This is a genomic window from Gordonia desulfuricans NBRC 100010 (assembly GCF_001485495.1).
Lineage (GTDB): Bacteria > Actinomycetota > Actinomycetes > Mycobacteriales > Mycobacteriaceae > Gordonia > Gordonia desulfuricans.
In genome coordinates this window covers 16,990-36,575 of sequence record NZ_BCNF01000081.1, presented here as the reverse complement: position 1 = coordinate 36,575, position 19,586 = coordinate 16,990, and the positions used below count along the sequence as shown (strand labels likewise).

Below are 19,586 nucleotides of genomic sequence, written 5' to 3'. Positions count from 1 at the left end.
TTCTCTCCGGGATCGGGGTGGTGTGTGGTTGCAGCGCAGCGGTTGTCGGCCGGGTCAGTACGCCGACGAGTTGTCGCTGTGGAAGTGGTACAGCGTGCGCGCCGAACCGTAACGGGTGTAGGAGGCGGGATCGTCGTCCTTGAAGCCGGCGGCCTTGAGCAGACCGGCGAGCTCCTCGAGATGCTCGGGCTTCATCGGCTTGGCGATGCAGTCGGCACCGAGGGAGCCGACCTCACCGCGGACGTAGAGGCGGGTCTCGTAGATCGAATCACCCAGGCCCTGACCGGCATCCCCACGGATCACCATGCGCCCGGCCTGCGCCATGAACGCACTGTTGTGTCCGACGTTGCCGCCGACGACGATGTCGACGCCCTTCATCGAGATGCCGCAGCGCGCAGCCGCATCACCCTCGATGACCAGCAGACCGCCGTGTGCGGTGGCGCCGGCGGACTGCGAGGCATTGCCCTTGACCACCACGGTGCCGCTCATCATGTTCTCCGCGACACCGGTGCCGGCGTTGCCGTTGATGGTGACCTCGGCCTGCTGGTTCATGCCGGCGGCGTAGTAGCCGACGTGGCCCTCGATGGTGATCTTGACCGGGGCGTTGACGCCGGCGGCCACACTGTGCGCACCGGCCGGGTTGACGATCTCGACCTCACCCGAGATGTCGGAGTGCAGAGCCGAATTCACCTCCCGCAACGACATGGTCGCCAGATCGAAGGTCGTGCTCAGCGTATCGGTGCTCAACGTGTCGGTGTTGTTCGGCGTGACGGTGTTGTTCAGCGTGTCCATGCGTAGACCACCTCGGGTTCCGGTTCCCAGATACGGGCATTCTCGACGCCCGGCAGATGTGCCAGGGCACGGTATTCACTGGCCATCGCGACCCAGTCGGCGGTCCCGGCGATCACGGCCGGCTTGCAGGCGATGGCGTCGCGGACCACCGCGAAGGAGTCGCGGTTGGAGACGACGAGGGTGTAGAAGCCGTCGAAGGTGGCGCACACCTCTTTGAGTGCGGTCTCGACGTCACGGCCCTGGGCGAGCTGATGGGCGACGAATCGGGCACCCACCTCGGTGTCGTTCTCGGAGTCGAATTCCACTCCCTGCGCACGCAGTTCGCGGCGGATGGTGGCGTGGTTGGAGAACGACCCGTTGTGCACCAGGCACTGCTCGGGGCCGACCGCGTAGGGATGCGCACCGGCCGGGGTGACCGCAGACTCGGTGGCCATGCGGGTGTGGCCCACACCCTGCCAGCCAGATGCCGACGCCAGATCCCAGGACGCGGCCAGATCACGCGGTGCGCCAACACCTTTCAGGACGGTGAGGTCGTTGCCGAAACCGGCGACCAGGGCCGTCGGGTAGGTGGTGCGGGCGGCGGCCAGCAGGTCGTCGGTGGCGACATCGGCCGATACCACCAGGGTGTTGTCGACGTACTGCGCGGCGACCGGCGCACCCACGACGGCACCGAGTGCGGTGGCCGCGGCGGCGGGGTCGACGTCGAGTTCGAGCAGGCTGACGCAGGCATGGCCCGCGGGCGCCCAGGTGGGGTTGCCGTACACGGCGATACCCGCCGAATCGGCTCCGCGGTCCTGCATCTCACCGAGCATCCCGGAGAGCAGTTCCCCGAGCCGGGGATACAGATCGGGGTTGCGCAGGTGCAACCCGACGATTCCGCACATGGTGTGGCCCTTTCTCGTGAAAGTTGTTGGTTCTCGCCGACCCGGAGGCCGGCGGTCGAAAGGTGGTCAGGGAGTGGTCAGAAGGCGGTCAGGTACTGGTCGACCTCCCAGGAGGAGACCGCGGAGTGCCAGGAGAAGAACTCCTCGCGCTTGAGCTTGGCGAAGTACGCCGAGACCGTCTCCTTCTCGGCATCCCAGTCGGCGGGCAGGGCCGCGTCGAGCGTCGCGGTGATCACCGGGTCGGCGTCGAGGGCGTCCACCGCGTGCAGCAGCGTCAGCGGCAGCGCCGAGATGTGCTCGGGGCAGCTACCCAGCGCACCGGGGTCGAGGCTGCGCTTGATGCCGTCGAGGCCGGCGCCGAGTGCCGCGGCGATCGCGAGATAGGGGTTGGCCGAGCCGTCACCGCCGCGCAACTCCACCCGCTGGTCGTCGGGGATGCGCACGTAGTGGGTGCGGTCGTTGCCGCCGTAGGTGGGCACACGCGGCGCCCACGACGCCCCCGACCTGGTGGCGGTGGCGCCGGTTCGCTTGTAGGAGTTGACCGTCGGGGCCATCACCGACTGCAGTGCGGGGGCGTGTTCGAGAACACCTGCGACGAAGCCGTAGGCCACGTCGGACAGGCCGAGGCCGCGGGTGTCGTCGAATGCGGTGGGGAAGACCGGCTGGCCGTTGGAGGTCAGCGACAGGTGCAGGTGCAGACCGGACCCGGTGCGCTCGGCGAACGGCTTGGGCATGAACGTGGCGATCATGCCGCGCTCGGCGGCGAAGGTGGACAGCAGGTAGCGCAGGGTGACGACCCGGTCGGCGGTGGTCAGGGCGTCGGAGTAGGCGAAGTTCTGCTCGAACTGGCCGTTGCCGTCCTCGTGATCGTTGGCGTAGTTGGACCAGCCGAGCTGGTTCATCGCCGTCGACACCGACGTCAGGTGGTCATACATCCGGGTCAGGCCGCGTACGTCGTAACAGGGACGATCGGAGTCGTCGTTGGCATCGGCGGTGATCAGCGACCCGTCGGCCTCCCGCTTGAGCAGGAAGTACTCGACCTCGGCACCCACCCACGGCTCGAAGCCGGCACTGTCGGCCTGTGCGATCAGGGCCTTGAGGATGTTGCGCGGGGCGAACGGCCACGGCTTGCCCTCGACGTGCGGATCGCAGTGGACGATCGCCAGGCCTTCCTTGATGAAGGGCACCGGCAGGAACGACGACGGATCCGGGATGGCCATCAGGTCGGGATCCTTGGGCTCCTGACCGATCGCACCCACCGCATAGCCCGCGAAACCCACACCGTCGGTGGAGAGTTCGTCGACGGCCTCGACGGGGACGAGCTTGGCGCAGGGCTTGCCGCGCAGGTCGACGAACATGGCGAGGATGAACTTGGTACCGGTCTTGGCGCACAGCTCGGCGAGATCGTGCGATGTGTCAGTCATGGCGTTCTCCGGGGGTGGTGTGCGAGCTCAGTATGTCTACTCGGGTGATCCGTTGTCCACTTGTAGTGAACCTGGGACTAGTACACCCTCGGAGTGTTGCGGTTGTGTTTCCGAACTGTCAGGACGACGTATCCAGCCGGAATGGCTTGAAAGTCTGCGCCACACAACAGAAAACGGGGACCCACCGGAATCCGGTGGGTCCCCGTCTCGGGGTCGCGACAGCGATCAGGTGGTCGCGGCGGTCGGTGAGGGGCTCGGCAGCGCGCCCTCCACGGCCTCGGCGGCCCTGGCCGGCGACATCCCCGACAGCCCACCGTGGCCGACACCCGCGGACGGGATCTCGTAGGCCGACTCGGCGTGCAGGGTGGGGTCGAGGCCCTCGATCTCGGTCTCGGTGTCGACGCGCAGGCCGATGGTCTTGTCCAGGGCCTTGGCGATCAGCCAGGTGACGACAAAGGAGTACCCGCAGGTGATCACGATGCCGGCCAGCTCACGCCACAGGATGTCGATCGGGCCGCCGAACAGGATGCCCTTGACGCCGGCGGGGGCCGACTCGGCGGCGAACAGCACGATGCACAGGGTGCCGACGATGCCGCCGACACCGTGGACGGCAAAGGCGTCGAGGCTGTCGTCGACCGGGATGCGCGACTTGAAGCTCATCAGGAAGGCGACCACCGCCGAAGCCAGCAGGCCCACCATCAGCGCACCCAGCGGGTTCATGGTGTTGGCCGACGGGGTGATGCCGACCAGACCGGCGACCGCACCGGTGATCATGCCCAGCGAGGTGACGTGGCCTTCACGCCACCGTTCCACGATGCAGTAGCCGATCATGCCGGCGCAGCCCGAGAGCAGGGTGTTCAGCACGACGACCTGGGTCAGGAAGCTCGCACCCAGTGCGCAACTGCCGTTGAAGCCGAACCAGCCGAACCACAGGATGCCGCCGCCGAGAATGGCCATCGGGACGTTGTGCGGACGCTCGCCACGGCGACGCCGGGTACCCAGGACCACCGCCAGGGCCAGTGCGGCGACACCGGAGTTCATGTGCACCGCCGTACCACCGGCGTAGTCGTGGATCTTGATGGTGTTCAGCAGGAAACCGTCCGGGGCGAACACCCAGTGCGCCACCGGGAAATACACCAGGATCAGCCAGATCGGGGCGAAGATCAGCCAGGCGCTGAACTTCATCCGGCCGGCCGCACCCGATGCCACGATCGCGATGGTGATGGCGGCGAACAGGATGAACCAGGCGGCGAAGTACAGGGTCTGCACGCTGCCGGATTCGTCGTCGGCCATGAAGTCGGTGAGACCGAAGTAGCCGGTCGGGTTACCGATGATGCCCAGTCCGCCTGCCGTCTCACCGTGCACCAGGCCGTAACCGAAGAGCACGTAGAGCACTGCGGTGATGCCCAGCGTCGACATGACCATCGTCATGATGTTGAGGACGTTGCGGGCGCCCACCATGCCGCCGTAGTAGAACGCGAGGCCGGGGAACATGAGCAGGACGAAGACGAAGGCCGCGAGCATCCACGCCAGATCGGCGTTGGCGGCGAGTACCGGTTCCATAGGGGTGTCCTCGGGTCTTTCTGATCGGGGATCTCGTGGATCGGTCAGGAAACGGGCGTCATTGCCCGCGGAGATAGGCGACCACGTCGTCGCGATAGTCCAGAAATCCCTTGTAGGCGGCGATATCCGGGTCGAGCGTCTCGATGACGGTCGCCAGTTGACCGGCCCACTCGGGGATCCGTCGCACCTCCTCGAGGGAGGCCATGAACGTGCGAATATTGAACGTCACGGCACCGGAGGTCGGCAACCGGACAAAATGCTCCAATTCGATACGCAGACGGGCCCGGCCGAAGTCGGCGTCGGCGACCATCGCCGGCACGTGATCGCGCCACGCCGGCAACTGCTCCAGGCTCACGTCGAGCAGGTGTGAATCCGACGCCGACAGCGTCCAGTTGACCCGGCGGTAGACCTGGTCGGCGGGCAGCCTGCGGAGGAACTGCTCGGCCCGGTCGACGATCCCCGAACGCGTCAAACCCGGTACCGGAGCATGGATTTCGTACATGTCCATCCCCACGTCGAAGCCCACCGACCAGGCCGCGGCGAAGGTGACCACACCGGCGTCGAAGTAGAGGCGCCCGTCGCGTTCGATCACCAGCAGCAGGTCGTCGGGAACCTCGCGGGCGAGGAAGTCCAGCGGGTGCGACGGCAGGGTGTCGAGCTCACCGAGAACGAATTCCTGATCGGTTCCGAGCAGCTCGTTGACCCAGTGAAAGCGCCGGTCGGCGCCTTCGGTGAGATGCATCACGTCGGGATAGGAGAGCGCGAGATCGCGCAGGTAGTACAGCAGCAGATCCCAGCAGGCGACGTCCATCCCCGGCCGGATCCGCACCCGGGTGGGGTCGGTGTCGAGGATCCGGCGCCGCTCCCGCATGTAGTCGACGTACTCGGCGCCGCCGAGATCGACCAGATACCGGCCCCATTCGCCGCCCCGGGTACGGCGCGGGATGCGGGCGGGTTCGACGTTGACCGAGTAGGCGAACTCCTCCAGCTCGTCCGGGAACGGCCACGGGATGTTGGACAGATGGTCGACCGGCTGCCCCAGGTAGGCCTGCGCGGCCGCCGAGAGAGGTTGCGTCCCGTCGAGGATCTGCGGTTCTGATCGGGCGAGCGTCATGGGTTCACCTCGAGTTCGGTGGTGGCCTCGTGCGCGCGGGACACGCAGCACAGCATGGAATCTCCGGCGGCCTTCTCCTCGTCGGACAGGACGAAGTCACGGTGCAACACCTCACCGGAGGACACCGGGATACGGCATTCCCCGCACACACCCTGGCGACACAGATTGGGCACGGCGATCCCGTTGTCGAGCAGGCGCTGTAGCAGCGAGACGCCCGCCGGGACGTCGATGGTCTCTCCGGTGGCCGCGATGCGCACCGAGAACGGTTCGCCCGGATCCTGCTCGGGGGCGGTGAATCGTTCGGAATGCACGCGGGCACCCGGCCAGCCGGCCGCGGCGGCCAGCTCGGCGTAGGAGTCGAGCAACGGGCCGGGACCACACGCATAGGCGTGGGTTCCCAACGGTTGCAAGGCGAACCGGGCCCGCAGTGCCGCCACGGTCTCGTCGACGGAGGTCGCCTCGTGCAGCGTGATGCCGTCGCGGGCCGAGAGGGCACGCACCTCGTCGAGGTGGGCGGCATGCCCCGGCCGATAGGAGTAGACGATGTCGGCGGTGCCGCCGTCGCGGACGATGGCGCGGGCGTGCGAGAGGATCGGGGTGATCCCGATCCCGCCGGCCACCAGCAGCGCATGGTGCTGGTTGGCGATCGGCGCGAACATCGAACGCGGGCCCTCGATCTCGAGGACGGTTCCCACGGTCACGGTGTCGTGCAACCAGTCCGAGCCCCCACCCGCGCCGCGGCGCAGCACCGAGATGCCGTACGAGGTGGGGAACAGCCCGTCGTCGACCAGGGAGTAGGCGTTGCGATGCTCCCCGGCCGACACGATCACATGACTGCCCGGCTGAAAGGGGGTGAGCATGGAGCCGGGGGCATCGAGCGGGACGAACCGGAAGTGCGTGATGGTCTCGGTGAGCGGTCGCAGCTCCACCACCCGCATGGCACGCGGGCCCGTCGAGTATCCGGGATGCAGATGGGTCGAGGAGGATTCGGCGGCTCTCGGGTCGGTGACGGTCATGCGTCCTCCCCCGCCGCTGCCGATGCCGCAGGTTCTGCGGCGCTACCCAGGAAGCTGCCCAACGCCGCCGAGTGATGCGCGTGGATCTCCACGGCGACACCGCAACCCGGGCAGACGACCACCTCGCCCGGGGCACCGGCCACCCGATTCGTCCCGGCGCAGTGTGCGCAGTACAACGGTAGGTCGCGGGTGTGGGTGACGAAGGCGGCGAGCTCGGCGGCGATGGCACCGGCCGCGCGGGCGATGGCCAGTGCGGTCATCACGTCGTACTGGCCGCCGGCGACGAGGATCCTGGTGCCGGTGCGGGCCTCGGCGAGCGACTGCCGTAGTGCACCGAGATCGTCTGGCTCGGTGAGGGAATCGAGGACCAGCAGTCGGGTGGGGCCCGCATTGGTTGCGGTGTTCACCCAGCTGCGGGCGATGTTCCCGGCGAGCACGGCGTCGTCGTCGGTGCCGATCGCGAGGACGAGAAAGGAGGCACCGGTGACGTCGACCTCCGGCGGCGAGGTGGGCCAGGCGGGCAGACCGAGCGGGGGCGGAGTCGGGGCGGGGGCCGCGGCACGAAGCCACGCGGCAGCGCGATCCCGATACTTGATGATGCCCTTGTAATCGGCCATGTCGTCGGGCAGTTCGGCGAGCACCTCGGCGGCACGGGCCCGCCACGGTTCCACGGTGGCGAGCTGTTCCAGGGAGAGCATGTAGGTGCGGATCAGGAACATCAGGGCGCCGGAGTCGGCGAGACGGATGAGGTGCTGCACCTCCACCCGCAGGTGGACGCGGCGCCCGAACTCGGCGTCGTCGACGGTCTGGATGGTCTCGCGGTCGGGACCCCACTCGGGGTAGATCTCGGTGGACACGTCCAGCCGGCGGTCGATGGTGAGGGTCCAGTTGGTACGCCGGTACGGCTCGTGGGGTTGCAGTCGCTTGAGGAACTCGTGGGCGCGGGTGATCACCCCCATCTGGCGCACCCGCGGGACCGGGCCGTGGATCTCCAGGAAGCTCATGCCGACGTCGAAGCCGAAGCTCCAGTCGGCCGCGAAGGTCACCACCCCGGCGTCGACGAACAGCTGATCCGACCGCTGATCGAGCAGAGCGATATCTTCTTGCACCTGACCGGTGATGTAGCGCAACGGTTCTTCGGGCAGGGTGGCGGCGTCGCCGTAGCGGAACTCCTGGGTGATGCCGAGCAGGTCGTTGCGCCAGCGCCAGGTGTCGGGGCCCAGCGACTCCAGGTGCATGGTCTCCGGGTACGACGTCGACAGCTCCCGCATCAGGGTGAGCATCGCATCCCACGTGGCCGGCACCATGTGTGGCAGCACGGCATGACGGCTGGGGTCGGTAGCGAGAATAGATGCGCGAGAGTCGAGTTCGTGGCGATAGTCGGCGTCGATGTCGACGATCGCATCACCCCAGGTGCCGACCGGGGTGGCGCGCGGCTCGCCGGCCGGCTCCACGTTGGTGCTGTAGCGGTAGCGGTCCTCCGGGAACGGGAAGGGGAAGCCGCCCACCAGCTCGGCGGTGGGTGCGAGGGCGGGGGTGTCGATGAGGGTCACAGCGGTACCTCCAGGGTGGCTCCGTCGGCGGCCCGCGACACGCACGGCATGACGGCGTCGCAGGCGGTCTTCTCGTCGTCGGTCAGGTACAGGTCTCGGTGGATGGGTGTGCCCGCCGACACCGGTATACGACATTCGCCGCACACTCCCTGTCGGCACAGATTGGGCACGCTGACGCCCGCGGCCTCCATGGCCTCGAGCATGCTGGTGCCCGACGGTACGTCGAGGATACGGTCGGTGGCGCTCAGGCGCACGGTGAACGGATCACCGGCGTCCAGGGCGTCGATTCCGAAGCGCTCGAAGTGGATTCGTGATGCGGGCCAGCCCGCTGCGGTGGCCGCGGACACCACGTGGTCGATCAGCGTGCCCGGACCGCACACGTAGAGGTGGGTTCCGATCGGCTGCTCGCGCAGTGCGGCGTCGAGGCGGGGCAGGAATTGTGCACGGCCGGTGAACAGTTCGGCGGCGCCGTCGGTGAGTTCGACGACGTCGTCGACATGCGCGGCGTTGTCGGGGCGGTAGGTGTAGAGCACCTGGGTCCGACGGCCCCAGCGTCGGGCCGCACGCAGGTGCGAGACGACGGGGGTGACACCGATCCCGGCGGCGATCAGCAGGTGTTTGCGGGCGCGGGCCAGCGGTGCGAAAGCACTGCGCGGCAACCGAACCGACAGCGAGTCACCCGGGTTCAGATGCTCGTGCAGCCAGCGCGAACCACCGTCACCGTCATCCACACGCAACACCGAGATCGAGTAGTGACCGGGGTGCGTGCCGTCGGAGGTGAGGCTGTAGGCGTTGGTCTTGGTGCCCGCCTGCACCACCAGGTGACTGCCCGGGGGGAATGCGGGCAGCGGCCTGCCCGCCGGGTCGGCGAGGGTGAAGGTCGCGATGTCGGCGCCGGGCCGGGTGATGGCGGTGACGACGAGCTGCAGGGTTCCGTCCGGTGCGGGCGCGGTGTCGGGGGTGGCGCCGGCGTCGGTCACAAGGGTCATGCCGGTGACTCCTGGGAAGGGTTGTCGGGGGGTGCGGTCGCGGCAGGTGTGGTCTCGGCGTCGGCCATGAAGCCGAGGAAGCTGCCCGAGCGCCGGGACACGTGGTAGTAGACGAGCAATCCGCGGTCACACCCGGCACAGTCGACGATCGCGTCCAGCCCGGCGTCGGCGGTGGTGATGGTGCGGCAGTGCGAACAGAACACGTCGATCGGGCCGGAACCGACTGGGACGACCTGGATCTCGTCGTCCTCGACACCGGCCGCAACAGCCGTGGCCCGGGCCGACAGGCATGCCCCGATGGGGCCGGTCAGCAAGACCCGGACCCCGACGGTGGCCTCGGCCAGTGCGGCGGCGAGGGCGTCGACCGCGGTGTCGGCGTCGGCCGCCTCGATCAGGCGGCCCGGAACGCCGGCGAGGGCCGGTGCCCACGCCGACGTCACCGCGGCCGCCGCCGGACCGATCCCGACGAGAAGATACGACGATCCGGTGCACTGCGGTGCCGGGATCTCGGTGTTCCCGTCGGAATCGGTTGTCGGACGAGCCCATTCGGGAATGCTGGTGAACGGGAGCTGCGTGCGGGTACCCGCCGAGATGTCGGCGGACAGTTCGGCGGTCGACACGAGACTCAGAGCAGGGTCGAGTCGCGGTGGCCCGCGTAGAAGGCCAGTGCGTAGTCGGGAGTGGTGAAGTAGATCTTGGAACCCTTCGGGAAGAAGATCGCGTCGTGCTTCTTGGCGACGGTCTTCTGGCCGGTCTCCTTGTTCTCCAACAGGAACTCACCCTCGAGGACGACCTTCATCTCGTCGTACTCGTACTCGTAGTACAGAGGTGCGTCGGTGTGGCGGAGCTCGAAGTAGCCCGAGCACATCACGCTGCCGCCCGGGTTCTCGTAGACGTCGCCGATGAAGCCCTCGGTGCCGGGGTATTCCGCCTCCGGCATCTTGGGCAGGCTCTTCCAGGCGTCGGGGGTGACGAGGAACTCGACGGCGCTGCCGGTCTCAACGGTCATGGGTGTGTTCTCCTTCTTGTTGTGCCGATCTCGGGGGTCGTGGGCGATGTCGGACGGGGAAGCTCTTCTCGGATGGGCGAAGTGATCCGTTTGGATCACCGTAGGAAACTTGTTGCCTGTTATTAGACGCAGCGGATGTTTCCACTGAATGTCGCGTGTGTTTAATCACCCGCAACATGAGAAGTGGCCGGCCATCCACGGGTCGGACCCAGGGTTCTCCCAGGCTCATCCCCTAGCCTCGGATCCATGAGTGTCCTGGCAACGGCGCCACAGAACGGTGGTGTCGATCCCTACCGTGGTCGCAGCGCCGGTGGCGGTGCCGGTCGAGGCACCCCGGGCGTCGGCGGATCGATCGCCCTGGCCGTCATCGCACTGGTGCTCGCCGGCGGTGTCTACGCCGTGGCGATCTGGACGTCGTTCGGTCAGCTCGTCGACCAGTACGTCCTCGACGCCGTGCGCAGTTCGTCGGCAGTGGCACATGTACCCCATCTGCTCACTGTCGACGCCGTGACCGATCCCAAGGTGTGGCTCGTCGCGGCCGCCCTGGCCATCGCCGGCAGCCTGATCCCCGGCATCACCGGACAGTCGCGGATCTGTCCGACGCTGGGCCGCACGGCCGTGCTGCTCGCCTTCCCGCCCGTCGTGATCCTGGTGGTGCGGTTCCTGCGGGACGTGGTCCTTCCGCGACCGCAACTGCACGACTGGATCGTCGAGACCTCGAACTCCGCACCCAGTGGACACACCGCCGCCGTCATGTCGTGTGTCGTCGTACTCATCGCCGCCGCGCCCAAGTGGTTGCGGCCGGTCGTCATCGCACTCGGTGGTACGTGGGCATCGGTGATCGCGTTCGGGCTGATCGCCGACGGCTGGCATCGGCCGAGCGACGTGGTGATGTCGGTGCTGATCGTGATCGGCCTCGGAGCGTTGCTCCCGGATCCGCATGCGGCCACCGCGGCACCGCGCGGAATCGGCGTGTTCTCGGTGCTCGCCGTGGTGGCGTCGGTGGTCGCCACTCCCCTGCTCGTCGGGCAGTCCTACGCCGACACCCGGCAGGTGGTGACCGCCGCCGGGATCGCCGTGGTGGTGGGCCTCGCGCTTCTCGTCTATCGCCCGTGTGCTTATCGGTTGCGTCGAAGGGTCGGGCGGGCTTAGGCAGGCCGTCGTCCTCGGTCCGCCGGCTCGAGCTCGTCGGATCGGTCGAGACGCAACCGTCCCGACTCGATGGACGGCCTGCGTTCGAGGTGCTCACCGACATCGTCGACTCACCGGATTTCGACACGGGTCCTCGCCCTTCCGGCTCGGTCCCGGCTCAATCAGCGAAGAGAATTCCGGCTCGGTCCCGGCTCAATCACCAAAGAGAAACCTCACCAATCAACCACCGGCCGCTGATGGTTGACCCCAGCTCGGTCAACTGATGGGGTCGGCGATGTCGACGTCGAGGACGTGGGCACCCCACGGCGGGAGCATGACGAAGATCGTCGGTTCGGGGTCGGCGGGACGGTCGAAGCCGACCTCGGCGATCGGATCGACCAATGTCGTCGGGCGGCCGGCCAGATCGTTCCACGCCGTGTGCACCAGCCCGGCCCCGTCGGCGTCGTCGAGGTTCACCACGAACAGCCATCGCCGTGCCGAACCCGTCCACGACCATGCTGCCAAGCCCGGGCCCGCGGGATGGTCGGGCCAGCCGGACACCGTCAGCGCGGTGAACTCGCCGGTGTGCAGCGCGTCGTCGCCGAGGACGGCCACCAGGCGCCGGTAGAACTCGGGGAGCCCTTCCACCACCGGCTGTTCGGGCTCGCGACGCAGCTGCACGGGCAACCGCACGGTACGGCCGTCGAACTGACCCTCGTAGAGCAACCGGGCACCCGGCTGGGTCAATGCGGTGATCGCGGCCGTCGGATGGTGATCGCCGAACACCTTCTGCGCGCGCGGCTCGTCGTGGTTCTCGATGAAGTGCACGGCACCGTCGGGGTCGGGCGCGTCGGCGATGAGGCTGCCGATGCTCTGCGGATGATGTTCGAGGGCGTCGGTGAATCCCTTGTCGTAGCAGTGGTCGAAGCCCTGCGAGCGGAGCAGACCCTCGGTGCCCCAATAGGCTTCGGCGATGAACAGGAACTCGGGGTGCTCGGCGCGGATCGCCGGGATCACCGCATCCCAATAATCGACGTCGGGGGCGGGGCCGACCCGGCCCGACCAGGTCTCGGCGAAGATCCGATTACACATCAGCATCGCCATGTCGCAGCGCACGCCGTCGCACTGGTCGGCGATCGAGCGCACGGTGTCGCGCGCCGCTGCCCGCAGGCCCTGATCGAAGGCGTTGAGCTGCAGGACATCACGCCAGGGCGCGAAGTACGGGTCGCGGCCGTTGGCGATCACCGTGCCGGCCACCTCGACGAACTCGGTGGGATGGGCGGCGAGATCGGCGACCGTCCCGGTGACGAATCGCTGCGGAGACGCCGTGGCCCACGGATGGTCGGTAGCGACGTGATTGGGGACGAAGTCGAGGATCAGGCCGACGCCCCTCGCGGCGAGCGCGCGCCGGGCCGCGGCCAGGCCCTCTGGTCCGCCGAGGTGCGGGTCGACGATGTAGTCGTGGATCGAATACGGCGAGCCGACCACGTCGGCGTCGGTGAAGTCCGGCAGCGCGTCGGCGAAGGTGTCGACCAGGGGCCCGTCGGCCAGCCCGATGCGGACGCCGGCGGGGCTGCGTTGCCACACCCCCATCAGCCACACCGCGTCGATGGGACCGGAACCGCCCGACGTCGCTGTGACCGATGTTGCGGTGACCTCGTCCCAGACCTCCTCCGGCACCGATCCGAGCGTCACCGCACGTCCGAGTGAGGAGCTCAGGCCGACCAGCCAGGGCCAGGTGTTGATCTCGTAGATGACCGGGTGGGCCGCGATGGGCACGTGCTCGGCGCGCATGGCCTCAACCCTGCCAGAGGCAGGCTGACGGCGCTCACCCCGCAGGGACGAAGGTGCCGTGGAAGGTCATCGGCACATGGTGATCGAGGGTGGCGGCCGCGATCGGTCCCGCCCCGGGATGCTCCGCGTCGAGCACGATCATCCGTGAACTACGCTGCTGCGGCTGATGTTCCAGGGTCAGCAGCCAGCCCTTTCCCTCGGCGTCGGCTCCCGGATCCGCGGCGAACAGTGGCTCGCAGATGGTGTTGGCGCCCTCGGCGCGGAACGTGTCGCGGGCACCGGTCCGGTGGTCGATGGTGGTGATGGAGTCCGGGTCGCCGCCAGGGGCCGATGCCTCGGCGAGGTAGGTGAAGCGGTGGCGGCGGGTGGTGCAGCGCTGGTCGAGCTGCGGGAACTCACATCCCGCGTCGTGCAGCGGTTCGGTGGTGGCGGTGCGTGATGCCGGGGTGATGGCCAGGCGGGTGAGGGTTCCGCCGAATGCGGGGCCCGAGTCGGTGCGGAAGTCGTGAAGGTGACCGTTCCATTCCGCCCAGCCGTGGCCGGGGTCGTGGGCGACGAGTTCGACGACCACCTGATCGTCGGTCTCGTAGGCGTTGGTCACGTGGAAGTAGAACAGTGGATCATGGTCGATCCGGATCGGGGTGCCGCCGGCGCGGGGCACCAGGACGGTGGTGGTGCAGAGGTCGGGCCGGTATTCCAGCGCGTCGTCGAACGGCCGCAGCCCCAGTGCCACCGGAATCGGCCGGGTGACGACCAGCGGGCCGAGGACGAAGACGAGATACCGCGCGGTGAGCGCGAAATCGTGGACGAAGCCCAGCTTGGGGATGGGGAACCCGCCCGCCGGATGGAGTCGGGCGTTCCGGTCGAGGCGGTAGCAGCGAATCATCGGTTGCGGATAGAAGTCCAGACCGAAGTTGTAGACGTCGCCGGTGACCGGGTCGGTCTTGGGATGTGCGGAGAACGCGCCGATGCGTTTGAGTGCGCCGCCGAAGGATTCGGGACCGACGGGCTCGAGGGTCTCCGGGTGCAGGCGATGCGGCCGGCCACCCTCCCACAGGGTGTAGAGCGCCTCGTTGTGCACCAGCACGTTGGTGTTGGACATGTTCTCCGGGAAGCGCAGGGCGTTGGCCCAGACACCACCGAGCCGTTGCGTACCGAAACCCCTGGGCGGTGTCGACGTCTCGGCGGATCGGGCATAGGCACGAGTGCGTACGTAGCGGTTGCGGACGTGGACCCCGTCGGCGCCGATGTCGAGGCAGGTGACCATCCCGTCGCCGTCGATGATGTGGTGGAGCGGATGTCCGCCGACGTCGAGGCGGCCCGGTCCGATCCGATAGAGGACCCCGCGCAGTGCCTCCGGGATGGTGCCGGAGATGGCGGTGACCGCGTAGTCGTACTCGTGGTGCTGGGAGTCCCATGGCGACTCCCCCAGCCGCCCGGCCCCATATCCATCGGCCCCATATCCATCAGCCCCATACCCATCAGGCCGGACTCGATCGGCATGTGTGGGCTTCGAGCGTCCCTGATCCGGGGTCGTCGTCATGTGACGACGATCTCACCATTGAGACAGAAGCACAATAGTGTCTCAGTCTGCGTCGCGATCCCGCGCGGTCGGTCGGTGATTGAACCGGCACCACCGGCTCGGTAAGGTCGCCCTCACTCGAGGAAGGGTGGGCACGTGGCCAAGACTCTCGGATTCATCGCCGACAGATTCATCGCGGCGGGCTACGCGCCCGTGGTGACCGGCCGCGACCGGCTCGGCGACAACCTCCTACGCCTCGAACTCGAGTCGCCCGACTTCACCACGGCCACCACCACGCCCGGTGATTCCTTTGCGATCATGTTCTCGCGCAATGATTTCCGCCACTACACCCCTGCCGTCCTGGACCGTGGCACCGGACGGCTGACGGTGATCGTCGGCCTGCACGGCAACGGTCCCGGCGAGGACGTGGTGCTGGGGCTCTCCGTCGGTGACGAACTCCCGATGATGAAGTGGGCCAATCGCCGCAACTTCGTGTTCGACGACGGACCCGCACCGATCGTCGTCATCGGTGATGCGACGGTGATCGGGCTGGCCATGGCGTTCCGGGATCGGATCGGGGCGTCCGGTCGCGGGTTCCGCGCGATCCTGGAGGTGCCGGCGGCCGACGTCGCCGCCACCGCCGAACTCGTCCCCGGTGCCGACGTGCAGGCCGTCGGCGACACACCCGGTGCCGCGATCCTCACCCACCTCGCCGCCGCGTCGTTCACCGACGGGTCGGTGTTCTACCTCGCCGGTCACGGGCAGTCGATCCAGCAGCAACGCACCGTGCTCCGCGAGGTGCACTCGGTTCCCCGCAAGGCGATCCGGACACAACCGTTCTGGGCGACCGGCAAGGTCGGTCTGTAGCCGCCTCGGGATCGGCGTCAGGATCGCTTGACGATCGCGACGATCCCGAAGATCACGGCGAGAATCCCGAAGACCAGGGTGAGCCACAGCCCGATCCCCACATGGACGTCGAGGAACGACAGATCGTTCACATCGCTGATGTCGACGAGCGCGATCAGCGCGGTGAGCGCGCCGGCCAGGACCGCGACGATGCCGGCGATCAGGTGGATCGCCGACCGTTTGCGGATGATCGCGCTGACGCCGCCGAGGATCAGCAGCACCACACCGATGACCAGGGTCAGGGCGCCGTCGGTGGCACCGGTGTCGGAATCACCGAGCCCCTTGACGGTGACGAAGCCGCTGACCCACGGCAGGAATGCCGAGATGATCAGGATCAGACCCGAGAATGCGATCAGACCGGCGACGACGGACACCACACCGGAGATCGGGCCCGACGCCGGGGCCGGGGTGACCGGTGGCGCACCGTACGGGGTGGCCCCGGCCGGGTGCCCGTAGCCGGGCTGACCCGGGACGGCCTGTCCCGGCTGGGGCTGGCCGTAGGCGTGCTGCGGCTGTGCGAAATCGGGTACCGGCGGCGGGCCACCATGACCGAACTGGGGCGGGGCCTGCGGGGCGGATCCGGGCTGGGCGGACCCGGGCTGGGGATATCCCGGCTGGGCGTATCCGGGTTGTGCGGTTCCGGCCGACGCCGCACCGTGGACCTGCGTCGGTGCCGCCGGGTCGACCTGGGCCGGGGGCTGCCACGGCGGTGTCCCACCGGGCACGGCGTTGTTCGGGCGGTTCTGCGGGTCGGAGTAGGACATGGCTGCCTCGGATCAGGGGGTGCTGGAGATCGGTTTTGGGGGATTCGAGGCAAACGTAACCCCGTCACCGACCCGCGGGAAGGGTTTTGTCCATCCATCGATGCACCCGCGGACCTGGGTATTTCTCCCCATCCGCGGGTTGTCGGCTGCCGCGCCTACCCTTCATCGGTATGGCGAAGACCCGACCCACCGATGCGTCGGTACCCGAGTTCCTGGACGCCGCGACCCCGGCGCGGCGCGTCGACGAGGGGCATCGGCTCGATGCGATCATGCGCGAGGTGACCGGTGTCGACGCGGTGATGTGGGGACCGTCCATCGTCGGCTACGGCACCTATCACTATGTGTCGCCGTCGACGACGTCGCGCACCGAGGGCGACTGGCCGAAGGTGGGGTTCTCCCCGCGCAAGTCGGCGATCTCGCTGTACGGGCTCAAGGACCTCCCCGAGGGTGCGGCCCTGCTGCCGCGTCTCGGTGAGTACACCGAAGGTGCCGGCTGCGTCTACGTCAAACGCCTCGAGCAGATCGACGAGCAGGTGTTACGGCAGCTCATCCGGATTGCGTTCGCGCGACCGGACGATCCGCGGCACTGAGTTCCGGCCGTGCCAGGCCGAGGTGATCGCGCAGCGTGGTTCCCTCGTACTCGCTGCGGTAGACGCCGAGATCCTGCAGCACCGGCACCACGTCGTCGACGAACCGGTCGAGTCCGCCGGGCACGATGTGCGGGACCAGGATGAAGCCGTCGGCGACGTCGTCCTGCACGAAGCGGTTGATGGTGTGCGCGATGGTCTCCGGGGAGCCGATGAACGACTGCCGTCCGGTGACCTCGATGATGAGTTCGCGCGTGGTCAGGTTCTTGGCCTCGGCCAGGTCCCGCCACTGCCGGGCCACCGTGATCGGATCGCGGTGCATGCGCACGCCGGCCCGGCCCTTGGCGACGGTGTTCTCCCCCGGGATCGGGTCGACTTGCGGCAGCGGGCCGTCGGGGTCGTGATCGGAGAGGTCCCGATTCCACAGTTGCTCGAGGAACTTGATCGCCGTCTGGCCGCTGACCTGCTGCAACCGCACCTCGTGGGCCAGTTCGGCGGCCTGGGCGTCGGTGTCGCCGACAACGAAGGTCGCCGCCGGCAGCACCAGCAGGTCCTCGGCGCGACGCCCGTATGACGCCAGGCGACCTTTGACGTCGGCGTGGAAGGCACGCCCGGCGTCATAGGTGGCGTGCCGGGAGAAGATCGCATCGGCGGTGGCCGCGGCGAACTCCCGGCCCTCGTCGGAGTCACCGGCCTGGAAGATCACCGGTCGCCCCTGCGGCGGGCGGGGCGCGGGAAAGTACCCACTGATGTCGAATTGTGAACTGTGGAACTCGAATTCACCGGCATCGTCGCGGGCGAGGAAACGTCCGGTGGCCGGGTCGGCGACGATGTCGTCGTCACGCCAGGAGTCCCACAGCACGGCTGCGGCGTCGAGGAACTCCTTGGCCCGGGCGTACCGCTGGTCCTCGGGGAGATAGCCGCCGCGGCGGAAGTTCTCCCCGGTGAACTCGTCCCAGGAGGTCACCACGTTCCATGCGGCACGCCCGTCGGACAGATGGTCGAGGGTGGCGAATTGCCGTGCGACGTCGACGGGTTCGTTGAAGGTGGAGTTGATGGTGCCGGTGAGCCCGAGATGTGTGGTGACCGCGGCGAGGGCGGACAGCACGGTGAAGGTGTCGGGACGGCCGACGACGTCGAGGTCGTAGATCAGGCCGTTCTGTTCCCGCAGCCGCAGTCCCTCGGCGAGGAAGAAGAAGTCGAACCTGCCGCGCTCGGCGGTCTGTGCGAGATGGACGAAGGAGGCGAAGTCGATCTGGCTTCCCGAGGCGGGGTCACTCCACACCGTGGTGTTGTTGACCCCCGGGAAATGTGCGGCCAGATGTACCTGTTTGGTCATGCGACACCGGTCTTCCGTGTGGTGAAGTGGTTGTGGGGGCGGGCGAGTCCCAGGCGTTCCCGAAGCGAGGCATCGGCCTGGTCTGTGCGAAACAGGCCGCGGCGCTGCAGTTCCGGGACGAGATCGGCGACGATGACCTGCAGATCGTGGGGCAATGCCGCCGGGCGCAGACGGATGCCGTCCACCCCGTCCACCGACGTCCAGCGTTCGATCTCGTCGGCCAGCCCTTGCGCGGTTCCGACGACGAGTCCGGCGGCGGCGGTGGAGCCCTCCCCCGCCCAGGCATCGAGTTGTTCGAGACGTTGGGCCGCATCGTCTTTCGATGATCCGAGGACCACCGGCAGGTCGACGAGCACCCGCACCGGTGCATCCCCGGCGCGGCCTGCGGCGGTACGGGCGGCGGCGATGGCCCCCACCGCCCGAGCGGCGTCGTCGACGTCACCGGGGGTGATGAAGCCGACGTCGGCGGAGGCACCGATGAGCTGCAGGTCGGTGGCGTGGGCTCCGGTGGCGGCGATGATCGGCCGGCCTTGCGGCGGCCGTGGGGTGATCGAGGGGCCGCGGACGGCGAAGTGCTCGCCGACGAAGTCGATGTAGTGGAGTCTGTCGCGGTCGACGAAGCGTCCGGTCGCCACGTCCCGGATCTCCGCGTCGTCCTCCCACGAGTCCCACAGCCGGGCCAGGACGGTGGCGAAATCGGTTGCCTCGGAGGCGAGAACGGCAAGAACGGAGGGGTCGTCGGGGAAGCTGCGGCGACCGAACAGGCCGGCCTCACCGGGATCGGCGGTGGTGCGCAGGGCGACACCCGCACGTCCGCCGCTGATGTGGTCGAGGGTGGCGATCGCCTTGGACACGTGGAACGGCTCGGTGTGGGTGACGGTGGCCGTGGGGATCAGCCCGATGCGGGCGGTGGTCGGGGCCAGCCGCGATGCCAGCAGGACCGCGTCGAGCCCCCCGACGGCACGGTCGGTGCGGGGGTGGCCCCGGTGCAGCGCAAAGGAATCGGGGATCGTGACGAAGTCGAGCAGCCCGGTCTCGGCAGTGGCGATCAGACCCTGCCAGTAGTCCGCGCGGGTCAGTGCCTGCGGTTGGGCATCGGGTGCCCGCCAGGCGCCCGGGTGCGATCCCGCACCCTCGAGCGCGACTACGAGGTGAATGTGGTCGGCCATCACTTCCTCCATCGGTCGGATCGTCAGATT

18 protein-coding genes are annotated in these 19,586 nt (G+C 68.2%); 3 read left to right on the top strand and 15 right to left on the bottom strand.

The genetic code is table 11. From position 1 onward, the window contains the following. Positions 1-54 precede the first annotated feature (54 nt). The 10 genes from GD1_RS14020 to GD1_RS13975 form a co-directional block, all read right to left on the bottom strand. Positions 55-792, bottom strand: a complete 738-nt coding sequence (locus GD1_RS14020; RefSeq protein ID WP_020790105.1) for a GltB/FmdC/FwdC-like GXGXG domain-containing protein — start codon at positions 790-792, stop codon at positions 55-57. After that, positions 780-1,676, bottom strand: coding sequence for a class II glutamine amidotransferase domain-containing protein (locus GD1_RS14015; RefSeq protein WP_059037646.1), 897 nt, complete (start codon positions 1,674-1,676; stop codon positions 780-782). Before GD1_RS14015 ends, GD1_RS14020 begins: the two co-directional genes overlap by 13 nt. Before the next feature lie 77 nt (positions 1,677-1,753). Next, positions 1,754-3,100 carry a type III glutamate--ammonia ligase gene (gene glnT, locus GD1_RS14010; protein ID WP_020790103.1) on the bottom strand — a complete coding sequence of 449 codons (1,347 nt, stop codon included), beginning with the start codon at positions 3,098-3,100 and terminating at the stop codon, positions 1,754-1,756. A gap of 225 nt (positions 3,101-3,325) precedes the next feature. Next, positions 3,326-4,663, bottom strand: coding sequence for an ammonium transporter (locus tag GD1_RS14005; protein WP_059037643.1), 1,338 nt, complete (start codon positions 4,661-4,663; stop codon positions 3,326-3,328). A 58-nt stretch (positions 4,664-4,721) separates the two neighbouring features. Continuing rightward, positions 4,722-5,777 carry a heme-dependent oxidative N-demethylase family protein gene (locus GD1_RS14000; RefSeq protein WP_059037641.1) on the bottom strand — a complete coding sequence of 352 codons (1,056 nt, stop codon included), beginning with the start codon at positions 5,775-5,777 and terminating at the stop codon, positions 4,722-4,724. Beyond that, complete coding sequence (locus GD1_RS13995) at positions 5,774-6,793, bottom strand: PDR/VanB family oxidoreductase (protein WP_059037640.1); 1,020 nt, start codon at positions 6,791-6,793, stop codon at positions 5,774-5,776. Before GD1_RS13995 ends, GD1_RS14000 begins: the two co-directional genes overlap by 4 nt. Beyond that, complete coding sequence (locus GD1_RS13990) at positions 6,790-8,346, bottom strand: heme-dependent oxidative N-demethylase family protein (protein ID WP_059037638.1); 1,557 nt, start codon at positions 8,344-8,346, stop codon at positions 6,790-6,792. Before GD1_RS13990 ends, GD1_RS13995 begins: the two co-directional genes overlap by 4 nt. Further along, on the bottom strand, positions 8,343-9,335 hold the full coding sequence (locus GD1_RS13985) for a PDR/VanB family oxidoreductase (RefSeq protein ID WP_059037636.1): 993 nt from the start codon (positions 9,333-9,335) through the stop codon (positions 8,343-8,345). The genes GD1_RS13990 and GD1_RS13985 overlap by 4 nt, the downstream gene beginning before the upstream one ends. After that, positions 9,332-9,955, bottom strand: a complete 624-nt coding sequence (locus GD1_RS13980; RefSeq protein WP_244882713.1) for a dimethylamine monooxygenase subunit DmmA family protein — start codon at positions 9,953-9,955, stop codon at positions 9,332-9,334. Before GD1_RS13980 ends, GD1_RS13985 begins: the two co-directional genes overlap by 4 nt. A 5-nt stretch (positions 9,956-9,960) precedes the next feature. After that, entirely contained in the window at positions 9,961-10,344 is a 384-nt protein-coding gene (locus tag GD1_RS13975) for a cupin domain-containing protein (protein WP_020793717.1), read from the bottom strand. A gap of 246 nt (positions 10,345-10,590) precedes the next feature. On the opposite strand from GD1_RS13975, the gene GD1_RS13970 reads away from it, so the two are divergent. After that, positions 10,591-11,496, top strand: coding sequence for a phosphatase PAP2 family protein (locus GD1_RS13970; protein ID WP_059037634.1), 906 nt, complete (start codon positions 10,591-10,593; stop codon positions 11,494-11,496). A gap of 255 nt (positions 11,497-11,751) precedes the next feature. Here the strand turns inward: GD1_RS13970 and GD1_RS13965 are convergent, their stop codons facing one another. Further along, positions 11,752-13,269, bottom strand: a complete 1,518-nt coding sequence (locus GD1_RS13965) for an alpha-amylase family protein (RefSeq protein WP_059037632.1) — start codon at positions 13,267-13,269, stop codon at positions 11,752-11,754. 34 nt (positions 13,270-13,303) lie between these two features. Further along, a complete protein-coding gene (locus tag GD1_RS13960) occupies positions 13,304-14,812 on the bottom strand; it encodes a carotenoid oxygenase family protein (protein ID WP_083534195.1) in 1,509 nt (502 codons plus the stop codon). 135 nt (positions 14,813-14,947) lie between these two features. Between GD1_RS13960 and GD1_RS13955 the strand changes: the two genes are divergently transcribed. Then, positions 14,948-15,658 carry a siderophore-interacting protein gene (locus GD1_RS13955; protein WP_059037630.1) on the top strand — a complete coding sequence of 237 codons (711 nt, stop codon included), beginning with the start codon at positions 14,948-14,950 and terminating at the stop codon, positions 15,656-15,658. A 17-nt stretch (positions 15,659-15,675) separates the two neighbouring features. Here GD1_RS13955 and GD1_RS13950 read toward each other — a convergent pair whose 3' ends face one another. Continuing rightward, complete coding sequence (locus tag GD1_RS13950) at positions 15,676-16,461, bottom strand: DUF308 domain-containing protein (protein WP_059037628.1); 786 nt, start codon at positions 16,459-16,461, stop codon at positions 15,676-15,678. Positions 16,462-16,631: 170 nt separating this feature from the next. Between GD1_RS13950 and GD1_RS13945 the strand changes: the two genes are divergently transcribed. Then, positions 16,632-17,051, top strand: a complete 420-nt coding sequence (locus GD1_RS13945) for a DUF1801 domain-containing protein (RefSeq protein WP_059037626.1) — start codon at positions 16,632-16,634, stop codon at positions 17,049-17,051. On the opposite strand, the gene GD1_RS13940 is transcribed toward GD1_RS13945, so the two are convergent. Beyond that, positions 17,008-18,387, bottom strand: a complete 1,380-nt coding sequence (locus tag GD1_RS13940; RefSeq protein ID WP_059037625.1) for an NtaA/DmoA family FMN-dependent monooxygenase — start codon at positions 18,385-18,387, stop codon at positions 17,008-17,010. The two genes, GD1_RS13945 and GD1_RS13940, sit on opposite strands and share 44 nt — an antisense overlap. Further along, the gene (locus GD1_RS13935; RefSeq protein WP_059037651.1) at positions 18,384-19,556 is read right to left on the bottom strand and encodes an LLM class flavin-dependent oxidoreductase; all 1,173 of its coding nucleotides are present in this window, start codon (positions 19,554-19,556) and stop codon (positions 18,384-18,386) included. The genes GD1_RS13940 and GD1_RS13935 overlap by 4 nt, the downstream gene beginning before the upstream one ends. Positions 19,557-19,586: the final 30 nt, after the last annotated feature.